Source organism: Flavobacterium sp. FlaQc-47 (assembly GCF_044006475.1).
Taxonomy (GTDB): domain Bacteria; phylum Bacteroidota; class Bacteroidia; order Flavobacteriales; family Flavobacteriaceae; genus Flavobacterium.
In genome coordinates this window covers 260,452-274,048 of sequence record NZ_JBIPCQ010000003.1, presented here as the reverse complement: position 1 = coordinate 274,048, position 13,597 = coordinate 260,452, and the positions used below count along the sequence as shown (strand labels likewise).

Annotated in this window: 5 protein-coding genes; 2 read left to right on the top strand and 3 right to left on the bottom strand. The window is 32.2% G+C overall.

Annotation, left to right across the window (positions count from 1 at the left end; genetic code table 11):
- Positions 1–12: 12 nt before the first annotated feature.
- Complete coding sequence (locus ACHRVX_RS10730; protein ID WP_395332020.1) at positions 13–3,168, bottom strand: SusC/RagA family TonB-linked outer membrane protein; 3,156 nt, start codon at positions 3,166–3,168, stop codon at positions 13–15.
- 343 nt (positions 3,169–3,511) lie between these two features.
- Here ACHRVX_RS10730 and ACHRVX_RS10725 point away from each other — a divergent pair, with 343 nt between their 5' ends.
- Positions 3,512–6,391: a triple tyrosine motif-containing protein gene (locus ACHRVX_RS10725; protein WP_395332018.1), complete on the top strand. Its 2,880-nt coding sequence runs from the start codon at positions 3,512–3,514 to the stop codon at positions 6,389–6,391.
- Between the two features lie 43 nt (positions 6,392–6,434).
- On the opposite strand, the gene murF is transcribed toward ACHRVX_RS10725, so the two are convergent.
- Together murF and gldJ are read right to left on the bottom strand one after the other, a co-directional pair.
- Entirely contained in the window at positions 6,435–7,721 is a 1,287-nt protein-coding gene (gene murF / locus ACHRVX_RS10720) for a UDP-N-acetylmuramoyl-tripeptide--D-alanyl-D-alanine ligase (protein ID WP_395332016.1), read from the bottom strand.
- A gap of 105 nt (positions 7,722–7,826) precedes the next feature.
- Positions 7,827–9,512 carry a gliding motility lipoprotein GldJ gene (gene gldJ / locus ACHRVX_RS10715; RefSeq protein WP_395332886.1) on the bottom strand — a complete coding sequence of 562 codons (1,686 nt, stop codon included), beginning with the start codon at positions 9,510–9,512 and terminating at the stop codon, positions 7,827–7,829.
- Between the two features lie 213 nt (positions 9,513–9,725).
- Here gldJ and porU point away from each other — a divergent pair, with 213 nt between their 5' ends.
- Positions 9,726–13,562, top strand: coding sequence for a type IX secretion system sortase PorU (porU, locus tag ACHRVX_RS10710; protein ID WP_395332014.1), 3,837 nt, complete (start codon positions 9,726–9,728; stop codon positions 13,560–13,562).
- The last annotated feature ends 35 nt before the right edge of the window (positions 13,563–13,597 follow it).

The window sequence follows — 13,597 nt, the reverse complement described above, 5'->3', positions numbered from 1 at the left end:
TTATTTTTTTGATTAAAATTGCAAATTAACTCCTAACATGTATGATTTAGCCTGAGGATAATAACCTCTGTCAACACCTTGCACGTTGTTTGCACCCGCAGTAGTTGTTCCTCCAATTTCTGGATCAAAACCTGAATATTTTGTGATAGTAAACATATTTTCTCCAGTTACATACAATCTTACTTTTTCTAATGAAATACTTTGTATCCATTCTTTTGGAAATGAATATCCAAGTTGAATTGTCTTGAATCTAAAATAATCACCTTTTTCTAAATTAAAATCAGATGGATTACTAAAGTTTTGATTACTATCTTGTGTTGTAACTCTTGGATAGCTATTAGTTGAACCTGGTCCGGTCCAACGGTCTAAAACACTTGTTTGATAATTTGCATTTACAATATCTAATCTTCTTAAACCTTGATAAATCATATTTCCACCAGCACCCTGACCAAAAACCAGTAAATCAAATCCTTTATAATCTAAGTTAATAGTAAGACCATAAGTGAATTTTGGTAATGAACTTCCAAGAAATTGTCTGTCATTTCCATCGATTTTTCCATCTGCATTTGTATCTGTCCAACGGAAATCACCTGGTTTTGCACCTGGCTGAATTACAGTACCAGTAGCACTTTTGTAATTATCAACATCTGCTTGTGTTTGAAAAATTCCATTTGTTTTAAAACCATAAAATGAGTTGTAAGCATGACCTACTTCTGTTCTGTTGATTTCATAAGCAGTTGACTGAACTTTTTCTGATCCGGGAAGATAACTAGTTGAAGGAGCCAGATAAGTAATTTCATTTTCTATATGTGAAAAATTACCATTTACAGAAAGATTTAATGCACCAATTTTTTTACGATATCCTAATTCAATATCAAAACCTTTATTTTGCATACTTGCCAAGTTAGCATAAGAACTTCCAGTTGCTCCAACATAACCAGGATTAGGAACCGGCATAATAATACCTTCTGTTTTTTTGTTGAATAAATCGAAACTTAAATTAAAGTCATGGAATAAGCCCATTTCAAAACCAACATTTGCTTGTTTTGTTTCTTCCCATTTTAAATCCGGGTTAGGAAGCGCATTTGGACTTTGTCCAGGAGTTGGCTCTCCACCAATGGTATAGTTTCTTTTGTTTCCAACAGTAGAAGCAAATAAAAAGTCTGGAGAAGAATCATTTCCTGTTACTCCGTAACCTCCTCTAATTTTTAAAGTGTTTACTATATCATTTTCTTTCCAGAAGCTTTCTTTTGAAGGTACCCATCCTAAAGATGCTGAAGGGAAAGTTCCGTATTTTTGATTTTCACCAAATCTTGTAGAACCGTCTCTACGAATAATTCCTGTAAAGATGTATTTTTCTTTATAATCGTAGTTTAATCTTGCAAATAAAGATTCAATTCTATGCTCATATGCCAAAGAATTGTAAGCATTAGCAATTTTATCAGCAATTGGCACATCCACATTAAATGAAGCTTCACTATGCGTCGTTGCAGGAACTCCATTGTAAGTAATATCATTACCAGATGTAATATTATCAACATACGTACCTTTACCTATCAAAACACTAAAACTATGATCTCCAAGTTTTTTGGTATAATTCAAAGTATTTTCCCAATTCCAGCTTAACGATTTTTGATAAGATCTGAATAATGAATTTTTATCTCTTTTTGTAGCTCCATTTAAGTAGTATACAGGAGTAAAAGTATCTGAGCCAAAGTAGGCCATTTTACCACCAAAAGCAGATTTAAATTTTAAACCCGGTAAAATTTCAGCTTCTAAATAAATATTTCCAACAAAATTGTCTGCGAAATTATTATTCCCTAATTGGGTTTTAGTGTAAGCCAATGGATTTGTTTCCTCCTGAGTTACATTAGTTGAAATTCCGTAGTAATTTCCGTTAGCATCTTTAATTGTATTAGGATTGCTTGCATAAATAGAACCCGGACCCGTTTTAGTAGGATCAGTTTCAACAACTGGTGTTAGTGGATCTAAATTAATTGCAGAAGATAATGGACCACCAAACTCGTTATTTGTATTACCAATACCAATCGTTTTTTCATGTGAGTAACCAAAAGTCTGTCCAACTTTAATATACTTTCCTAATTTGTGCGTTGAGTTTAATCGGAAGTTTTTTCTGGTATAGTTAGAAATATCAGTTGTAACAATACCTTCCTGGTCTAATAAACCGAAAGACATGTAAAATGTTGAAACATCATTACCACCGTTTAAACTAAATTCATGAGAAGATCTCTGTGCGTTATTATTAAAAATAGCATCTTGCCAGTTTGTACCTTTTCCATAATTTATTGGATTACCGTTAACATCTTTTGTAGCAAATTTTTCACCTGTTCCACCACCATTTTTGAAAGCTTCATTCATAATAGTTACATATTGAGAAGCATCTAACAAATCAAGTTTTTTAGCAGCCTGAGAGGTTCCGGCATAACCTGTATAACTAACAGATATTTTGCCAGATTTACCTTTTTTAGTTGTTACCAGAATAACCCCTGCAGCAGCACGAGAACCATATATTGCTCCAGAAGCACCATCTTTCAATACCTCAATAGACTCAATATCTGATTGATTTAAATATCCAATTCCTCCATTATCTACTATCACTCCATCAACAACCCATAAAGGATCATTATTGTTTAAAGTAGTAAAACCACGAATACGAATTGTAGAAGCTGAACCTGGTTGTCCAGCATTTGCAGCAATAGAAACACCGGAAACTCTACCTTGTAATGATTGCTCAATTCTTGTAACCGGAAGATTCTCTAAATCCTTAGCTTTAACACTGGAAATAGAACCTGTTACAACACTTTTCTTTTGAGTACCATATCCTACAACCACAACCTCATTTAAGGATTGAGATTCAGGACGCAATTTGATTTCAAGTTTTGTTCTTCCGTTTACTGGTTCCTGTACAGTTACGTATCCTACAAAGCTTACAGTTAATGTTCCGTTGGTTGGAACTGTTATTTGAAACTTACCGTCAAAGTCAGAAGCTGTCGCTTTACTTGTGCCCTTAATTAAAATTGTTGCCCCAGGGACGGGTAATCCACTTTCATCATTAATTGTTCCGTTCACCGTAACATCCTGTGCCATCGCGATAACTGAAAACAGTAGAGACGAAATACAAAAAATAAGTAATTTTGTTAATTTCATTTTTCTAAAAATTTTGGTTAATTAATTAGTAATTTGATGCAATAATAAAGTTAAATTTTTACTATTTGCAATAAATTTTCATTACAAAAACACATCAAAGCTTATTTTAATACTCTACAAAAACACATCAAATATTTTTTAAATCATTATGATACATTGCTTTACGTTAAATAATATATTGTTAGAGAAATGTTAAGTATAAAAATAAACACTACATTTATAAAATAATAACAATTTGATCATATATTCAAAAATATTGAAGTATTCGATCAAATTGCAAATAAATAATTAAAAAATAAAAGCGTTTATAAAACATTTCTAACAAAAATACATTATAAATTTTATGAAATTCATAAATACATTTTTTTTATCAATTATATTTATTTTCCTACAAAACAATATTTCGTCACAAGTAAAGAATATTGGATTGCCCGGAATTAAAAATTATAAAAGGGCAGATTACAGAGGCGGAACCCAAAACTGGAGTATAGATCAGGATAAAAACGGAAATATGTACTTTGCCAATAACAATGGACTGATTCAATTTGATGGTTCAAGCTGGCATAAATTTTCTCTTCCGACACAAACTGAAATCAGAAGTTTAAAAATTGATTCATCAGGAAAAATTTTTGTTGGAGGTAATAATGAGTTTGGATATTTTCAAAGTGATGAAAAAGGAAATCTGAAATATCATTCCGTTTCTGATTTAGTAGACAAAAAAGACAAACTCAACATAAACCTGATATGGAGGATACATATATTTAAAGGAGAAGTAATATTTCAATCGTTTACAAAGGTTTTTTTCTTAAAAAACAACAAACTCCGGTTTATTAATGCTCCCACAAAATTTCAATTCTCTTTTTTAGTCAATAATCATCTTTACTTTCAGGACAAATCTTTGGGAATTCTTGAATATAAAAATCAAAAGCTTCAACAAATAAAAGGAACAACTGTTTTCAACGATAAGGAGATCTGGTCCGTGTTTCCTCTTCCTCACAATAAAATGTTATTAGCAACTTTAGAAAAGGGATTATTTATATCTGATGGTAAAACTGTTCAGCCGTGGGAAACCGAAGCGAATGTCTTTATCAGAAAAAATACATCACTTGGAGGCTCTATAATAAAAGGAAGATTTATTGTTCTGAATTCCGTTTTAGACGGCGTTATTATTTGTGATTTGAATGGTAAAATAATTCAGCATTTAAATCGCCAAAAAGGACTACAAAATAACACTATATTAACGTCATTTATTGACAATAAAAACAACATTTGGCTGGGGCTTGATAATGGAATTACATTTATTAATGAAAACTCCCCTTTCTCTTATTTTGATTACAGTTATAATATAGGTACCGTTTATGCCTCGACTGTTTATAACGGAAATTTGTATGTAGCTACAAATCAGGGATTATTTTATCATTCCTGGAACAAACCTTTTACAGACAGTCCTTTTACAAGAGTTGAAGGAACGATTTCGCAAGCCTGGAATATTCAGGTTTTAAACGGAACGCTTATTTGCGCCAGTAATAGTGGCGCATTAGTAATTGACCAAAATAAAGTTTCTAAAAAATTGGACACAAAAGGATATTTTGGTTTTAAGAAAATTCCAAATCATGAAAATTACATTATCGGAGAAAGTTATAATGGTTTTTCGATATTTAAAAAAACAGCTTCCGGTTTTGAATATTCGCATCAGGTAGACGGATTTGATGCAACTACGAACACCTTCTCCATAGAGTTAGATGAAAATTATTTATGGCTTAAAAAAGATCGTTTTTTATATCAAATGAAATTATCTGATGATTTAAAAAAGTTTGTTTATATAAAAAAACACAAAGACATTTCTTCAAAATATTCCGGTATTGGAAGTTTACAAAATATAAACGGAAAAGTCTATTTTCAGACTAAAAATCATTTTTACAGATTTTCGAAAGAACAGGGAACATTTTTTGAAGACAAAAAGATAACCAATCTCTTTAAAGGTATTCTAGTAATTAATACTTTAATCGAAGATTCTGAAGGAAGTCTTTGGTATGCCTATAATGAATCCCTAGGTGTTTTAACAAAGAATCAAAACGGAACTTTCACCAAGAAAGAAGCTCCATTTTCTAATTTATCAGGCAATCTGGTAAACAATTACATCTCTGTAAATACGATAGATCCTCAAAACATTTTTATAGGATTAACGGATGGATTGACGCATTACGATTCTAAAATATCGCATACTTTTATAACGAAACCCAAAGTTTTTGTAGAAAGTTTCTCTTTTCCGGGTGATACTATATTAACGGGTAATATCACTAATAATCAACAGATATTTACTGTTCCTTATAGTTCAAATCACGTAAAATTTACGTTTTCTTCTCCTACTTATGAAAATCAGGAAAATGTAACGTATTCATACAAACTGGAACCCTTTGAAGAAAACTGGCGCAGTTGGTCTTCGCTTTCTATAAAAGAATATACGAATTTAAGAGAAGGTACTTATGTCATGAAACTTAAGGCTAAAAACAGTTACGGAATTGAATCTGACATTTCTGAAATTACATTTACAGTTTCCCCGCCATGGTACAGACATTTTTTAGCTTATCTCATTTATTTTATTTTTCTGATAACCGCAGTATATATTATTTCTAACAGAATCAAGCTGAAAATTAGAAAAAACAGGTATTATGAAACGATTGAACAAAGACGATTATATCTTGAAAAAGAATCAAAAATCAGACATGAACAACACGAACTTGAAAAAGAAATTGAAAAATTAAAAAGTGATAAACTGCAAATAAAAATTTTAGCAAAGGATAAAGAATTAGTAAATAACTCTTTGCAGGTTGTTAAGAAAAACAAGGTTTTAAACGGAATTATTCATAAACTAAAAGATATTGATACCAATATTTTAGATGATTCAACTAAATTTGAGTTTAACAAACTGCATAAAAGCATTGTAAAAGAAGTTAACACAGATAAAAGCTGGAAGGATCTTGAAAAACACATCAAAAATGTGCATTTTGAATTCCTGAAAAGATTAAAAGAAAAATATCCAACAATTTCTCCAAGAGAACTCGATTTATCGACTTACTTATTAATGAATATGTCGACAAAAGAAATAGCTGAGATTATGAACATTTCAACCGGCGGTGTGGAATTAGCAAGGTACCGATTACGAAAAAAACTTGGACTCAATAAAAAAGAAAACCTAATTGGTTTTTTAATGAGTATCTAAATAAAGCAAAAAATCCATCCGCCGCGGCGGATGGATTTTTTTGCTATTTAATATATTCTAATGTTCGTTCTAATGCCATTCCTCGGGAGCCTTTTATTAGAATGGTATTGTCTTTAAAGGTGATTGTTTTAATAAATGCTACAAAATCATCAAATGTTTCAAAAAACTTAACATAGTCTTTGTCAACCTTATTTTCATAAAAATACTTTCCAATCAAGTAACATACTGATTTGTCCTGATCTGATAAAGATTCAATAATTAGCTTGTGTTCCTGATGACTTTCATCACCAAGCTCAAACATATCACCTAAAATCATCACTTTATTTAGGTTTTCTAATTGCAGAAAATTAGTAATTGCAACTGCCATACTACTTGGATTCGCATTGTAAGCATCCAGAATAATCTGATTAGAGTCAATTCTCAGTAATTGCGATCTGTTATTTTCCGGTATATAATTTTCAATTGCCTGCTTTATATCTTCCTGATCAACTTTAAAATAATGCCCGATTGCTACAGCCGCATTAATATTATTTGCGTTGTAAAGACCAATTAAATGCGATTCTACACTAAATTTATCATATTGTATCGCAACAAAAGGATTTGCTTTTATATCCTTGATATTGATATCAGCTGTATTATTATTTACACCAAAAGTAAAAGATTTAATTCCTTTAGATTTCTCAAATTGTATCGAATCTTCAAGATTTACAAAAGCTACTTTATCATTCTTGGCAAGATATTGATACATTTCGCTTTTACCCTGAATTACACCTTCAACACCACCAAAACCTTCTAAATGTGCTTTTCCAAAATTGGTAATATAACCATAATCAGGCTGCGCAATTTCACATAAAAATTCAATTTCTTTTTTATGATTTGCTCCCATTTCTACAATTCCAATTTCCGTTTCTTTTGTAAAAGACAATAAGGTTAACGGAACTCCTATATGGTTGTTTAAATTTCCAACTGTAGCTTTAGTTTTGTATTTTTTAGAGATAACAACGTTAATAAGTTCCTTAGTTGTGGTTTTACCATTGCTTCCTGTAAGTGCAATAATTGGTAACTTTAAATATGCACGATGAAATTTTGCTAATTCCTGCAGTGTTTCTAAACTATTTTCAACCAGAATGGTTCTCTCGTCAACAGCAAAAGAGGCATTATCAATGATAACATATAGAGCACCTAATTCAAGTGCTTTAGCGGCAAATGTATTGGCATCGAAATTTTCACCTTTAATCGCAAAAAACATTGAATCCTTTTCGATTTTTCTTGTATCTATCGAAACTGATTTACATTGCAAAAACAAGTTATGAATGTCCTGAATATTCATTTATAAATTTATTTAAAATTAAAAACACAACAAAAAAAATTCCAAATTCCAAAAGCTGAATATTCAGTATGGAATTTGGAATTTTTTTGTTGATTTTATTAAAACTTAGTTTCTTGGTGATTTTCTTTTTTCAGCTTTAGCACCTACTCTAGACATTGCACATCTAAATCCTATATAATCTGTTGCCATATCTTGAGGGAAATATCTTCTTTGAGCAGGATCTAACCAATATGCTCTATCTCTCCAAGAACCACCTTTGTAAACTCTTACGTTATCATCGATAAACGTTGTACGTTTACTAGAGTTGTCATATTTTCTAACCATTTGACCTAAACTGTCTGTTGTTACATTATGCTTAGGAGAATTGTACATTGACTGATCTGTTTTTGATCCACCTTCCGGATCTCCAAAATCAAAATATTTAGAAGATTGTTTATCACCATCTCTATAATTGATATTATCACTTGTACTGAAATTTTGTCTCAAATAAGTTTCGTTTTCGTCCACTGGAACCTGAGCAATTTCTCCCGGTAAGCTTGTAGCAACTTTTTTACCGTTACTTAAAGTTTTGTATTGAATATTATCTTTCGTTACAATTTCAACTTTACCATCTTTACCAATTTTGTTTTTAGCATATTGATTTCCTCTAAAGTAGTTGAAATCATTTGCTTCATTATCAATAATAGGTCTGTAAACATCGGCAACCCATTCGGCTACGTTTCCAGCCATATCATATAATCCAAAATCATTGGCAGCATAGCTTTTTACAGCATTTGTAATATCTGCACCATCATCAGACCAACCTGCAATTCCACCGTAATCACCGTTTCCTTGTTTAAAGTTAGCCAATTGATCTCCTTTGTTTTTACGTTTAGATGAACGGGTATAATCTCCGGACCAAGGATATTTCTTTTGTCCTTTATATATATTGTATTCTCTTTGTCCAACATCAGCTGCAGCAGCATATTCCCATTCTGCTTCAGTAGGAAGTCTGTATTCTGGCAAGATAACTCCTGAAGAACGTTGTGCATAAACATTCTTTTCTTCCGGAACTACACCGTCTTTACCTGCTTTTGGTCTTTTCCCATTAGGATTTTTCTTCAATACAATTTCTTCGTTACCACCATAAGTAGTACTTGGAGAAGCAACATAAGCTTCTGTATTAAACAAACTTTCAGCACTAACGTCTTGTGTTTTAGCACCTTTTTTAAGATATCCGTTTTTTTCTAAAACTGCTTCGTTCACACGGTCAGTTCTCCATTTACTAAATTCAACTGCCTGAATCCAGTTAACACCCACTACTGGGTAGTTAGCATAAGATGGGTGTCTTAAATAGTTATTAGTCATCGTTTCGTTGTAACCTAAACGATTTCTCCATACTAAGGTATCCGGAGATGCTCCTTCGTAAATGTTTTTGTAATTTTCTTCAGTTGGAGGAAAAACCTTTTTCAACCACTCCAGGTATTCTAAGTACATACCATTTGTAACTTCGGTTTCATCCATATAGAATGATTGAACGTGCTGTTGAGTAGGTGTGTTATTCCAATCGTGCATAACATCATCTTGTACTTTACCCATAGTAAATGTACCTCCTTCAACAAAAACTAAACCAGGACCAGCCTGTTGTTTTTTTCCTGCATTTCTGGCAGCAGTTCCATTTTGACTATCTACATCCCAACCAGTAGCTCTGGAAGCGTGACTGGAACTCGATTTTTTGCTACAACTAGCCGTGCCTAACATCAATACCATTGACATCATTAATTGCAAGACTACAATTTTGTTTACTTTCATACTCATTCTTAGGTGATAAATTTAGGTGCTGCAATATAATAATTAACATTTAATTAGCAACATCTGTTCTAATAATTTTATTTAGCTGTTTTTTACCAGAAAATAACCTATAGTTACGAACGCAAAAATATACTTTTTATTATTTACTATAACATGAAATACTATATTTTTACTTACTAAAATAATTTTAATTTAAAACCGTTTTTTCAACTGATGAAACAAGTCATAATCTTCTATCTTTTTTTAACCTCTTTTATCTCATTTTCGCAGGTAAACAGGGACTTTACAATAGATTGGCAAAATAAAAAAGAGATGAGTTTCGGAACCTCAAAAATAAAAATCCCTTATTTCTCAGGAAGCGGTTTTAGATACGATACTACAAAAAAAAGCATAACATTGCTCCTTAACCTTAACGAATCTGGCTTTTCGAACAATAATTCTATTCAAATTACGAATGTGATTTACGAATCTGTATCAATAAGTGAATTAGGAGATTTGTTACTGGAAAACATTCCTGAAAAACCAAACGAAACGTTAAAAACGACTACTTCAAGAGATAAAAGGCAATTTTTTTTGTATTTGTCACCTATAATTAAGGAAGGAAACAGCTTTAAAAGAATAAGATCATTTTCTTACTCTACAACTATTTCAACAACACAAAATAACAGCTCATCTTCTTTCCAAAAATCTAATTTGGTGTCCAATTCTGTTTTAGCCTCAGGAGATTGGTACCGTTTTTACGTCGAAAAATCCGGTGTGTATAAAATTTCAAAGTCTTTTTTGCAAAGTCTGGGATTTGATCCTTCAAAAACAGATCCAAGAAGAATCAAGATTTATGGTAACGGCGGCAAAATGCTTCCATTAGCAAATAATACTTATTATCCTGAAGATTTAGCAGAAAATGCTATTCAGATTGTTGGTGAAAGTGACGGAGTTTTTAATAACGAAGATTATATTCTTTTTTATGGTGAAGGAGTTGAAAACTGGAGTGCTGAAAGTCAGACCAATCTTAATTTATATGATACTAAATCATATTATTACGTAACGGTTGTAGGCAATGAAGGAAAAAGAATTTCAAATATCAATCAGCCTTCCGGAAACAGTACTTTGGAGCTAACCACTTTTGACGACTATCAATTTCACGAAGTTGACAAAACTAACATTGCTCATTTAGGACGCCAATGGTATGGAGAATCCTTTGACATCACGCAGGAGCAGGAATTTGAATTTAATTTCCCCAACATTGATGCATCAACTCCTGTAAAAATAGAATTAAACGCTGCCTCTGCCGCCTTCACTCCTACTTCATTTGCAGTTGCTGCAAACGGACAAAACATTGGAACCATCAATTTCCAGACATTGTCAACAAGTTCTGACGAAAAATTCTACGACAGAAAACTGGCACCAAACAGCTCGTTTACAGGAGCCGAAAACATAAAAATAAAGCTTACCTATAATAATAATGGTGTTCCGGGATCAAAAGGATATCTGGATTACATTAATTTAATTGCCAAAAGAAAGCTTTTAGGAACGGGCAAACAATTTAAATTTCAATACAATTTAGCCGGTTCAACAGCAGGAATTGTAAATTATAGTATTGGTAACGCTGCAGGAATATCTCAAATTTGGGATGTTACAGACCTATATAATGTATCCAAAATAGAAAACAGCAATCAAAGTACTTTTAACTTTAAAGCCTCATTAGGTGAAATTAGAAAATATATCGCAATTGATGCCAGTGATTATTTTAATCCTTTAAAGGAAAGCCAGTCAAAAATTACGAATCAAAACTTAAAAGGAACTATTTTTAAAAACACCCAAAACAGCTTTCAGGATATTGATTATGTAATTGTAACGCCTAAAATTTTAGTTGCTCAGGCCGAAAAACTGGCAAATTTTCACAGAACATATTCAAACCTTAATGTAAAAGTAATTTCGTTAGAAAATATCTATCAGGAATTCTCTTCAGGAAAGCAAGACATAGCAGCTATTCGAAATTGCATTAAATACATTTATGACAATGCTTCTTCATCAGATAAAAGAATAAAATACCTGAATTTATTTGGAGATGCTTCGTTTGATTACAAAAACAGAATTACGAATAACAATAATATTGTACCTATATATCAATCTGTAATTAGCAACACAACCGGAGAAGCTTCATTTGCATCTGATGATTTTTACGGATTAATGGATTCAAACGAAGGCGTTGTGGTTTACCCTTATGGAGGAATTGATATTGCTGTGGGCAGAATGTTAGTTTCAGATAATGCGCAGGCTGCAGAAATGGTCAATAAAGTATTGGAATACCATGATACTAAATCATATGGAAACTGGCGAAATAACATTGTAATGGTAAGTGATGATTCTGATAAAGCATCAGATGCAACATTACAAACCTATCAAAACAATCTGGCGGATAATATATCAGCTCAAAAACCTTTTTTTAATATTGAAAAAATCATAATGGATTCCTATACGCAGGAAGCTTCTGCCGGAGGATCAAGATATCCTAAAGCCAGAACTGATTTATTTAATGCTTTTGAAAAAGGCGCTTTAATATTCAATTATTTAGGACATGGTGGTGAAGATGGTTTGGCAGCCGAAAGAATCTGGGAAAAATCAGATGGTCAAAACCTTAACAATCAATACAAATATCCTTTATTTATTACTATTACATGTGAATTTTCGCGTTTTGATGACCCAACAAGACCAACAGCGGGTGAATATACTTTCTGGAACCCAAAAGGCGGTGCAATTTCAATGTTGACCACAATTCGCGCCATCGGACAATTTAATGCGGAAGATTTTAATGACAGCCTTAGCAAAAACCTCCTTTCATTTGGATCAAACCAATATACAACTATTGCCGAAGCGCTTCGGATTTCTAAAAACGAAAATCCCAGTTCTGCCAGTAATGTTATTTTTTATTTAGGAGATCCTGCTTTAATGTTAGCAATCCCGAAACCGCGAATTAATTTAACAAAAATAAATGATATTGCAATTTCCCAAGCTATTCCGGATTTTAAATCTTTAGCAAAAATTAAAATTACCGGTGAAATTACAGATGAGAATAATACTCTTTTAAGCAATTATAATGGAGAATTAGCAACCGCAATTTTTGACAAATTCATCACTACCACAACCTTAAATAATGATGGATATAGTCCTGCAATGTCATTTAAAATTCTGGGAGAAACCATATTTAGAGGAAATGCTTCAGTAACAAATGGTCAATTTGAATTTAGTTTTGTGGTTCCCAGAGACATTCGCGTTCCTGTTGATTATGGACGAATTAGTTTTTATGCTAAAAAAAACCAGCTTTTTGAAAATCAATCCGGCCACAATACTGCCATTAAAATAGGTGGAATAAATGAAAATGCACCTCAGGACAATATAAGTCCGAAAGTTAAGTTATATATGAACGATGAAACTTTTGTATCAGGTGGAATTACAAACGAATCGCCATTTTTATTAGCGTTTCTTGAAGATGAAAACGGGATCAATACAGCAAGCGGAATCGGGCATGACATTGTAGCTATACTTGACGGAGACGTTAGTAATCCTTACGTTTTAAATGATTATTATCAGACAAAACTAGACGATTATACTAACGGAAATTTACGTTTTCCGTTAAGAAGTTTAGCCCCGGGAATGCACACAATAAGTTTTACGGCATGGGATGTTTATAATAATCCTGTCACCAGTGAAATACAATTTATAGTAGTTGGAGATGAATCGTTGACATTAACACACGTTCTTAATTACCCAAATCCTTTCTCGACTTATACACAATTCTGGTTTTCACACAACAGACCTTATGAACCCTTAGATGTTCAGGTTCAGGTGATGACCATTACCGGAAAAGTAGTCTGGACAAAAAATCAGGTCGTTACAACCGAAGGTTTTCTATCAAGAGAAATCACCTGGAACGGAAAAGACGATTTTGGAGACAGAATAGGAAAAGGGGTTTATATTTATAAACTTACGGTCAGATCTAATTTGACAAATAAAAAGGCAGAAAAATATGAAAAGCTTGTCATATTATAATAATATATATATTTGTATCACCAAAACAATTAAGT

What these genes read in the sequence shown, in the direction of transcription:
- ACHRVX_RS10730 (WP_395332020.1), bottom strand. Translation starts at nt 3,168, where the DNA reads ATGAAATTAACAAAATTACTTATTTTTTGTATTTCGTCTCTACTGTTT.
- ACHRVX_RS10725 (WP_395332018.1), top strand. Translation starts at nt 3,512, where the DNA reads ATGAAATTCATAAATACATTTTTTTTATCAATTATATTTATTTTCCTA.
- murF (WP_395332016.1), bottom strand. Translation starts at nt 7,721, where the DNA reads ATGAATATTCAGGACATTCATAACTTGTTTTTGCAATGTAAATCAGTT.
- gldJ (WP_395332886.1), bottom strand. Translation starts at nt 9,512, where the DNA reads ATGAAAGTAAACAAAATTGTAGTCTTGCAATTAATGATGTCAATGGTA.
- porU (WP_395332014.1), top strand. Translation starts at nt 9,726, where the DNA reads ATGAAACAAGTCATAATCTTCTATCTTTTTTTAACCTCTTTTATCTCA.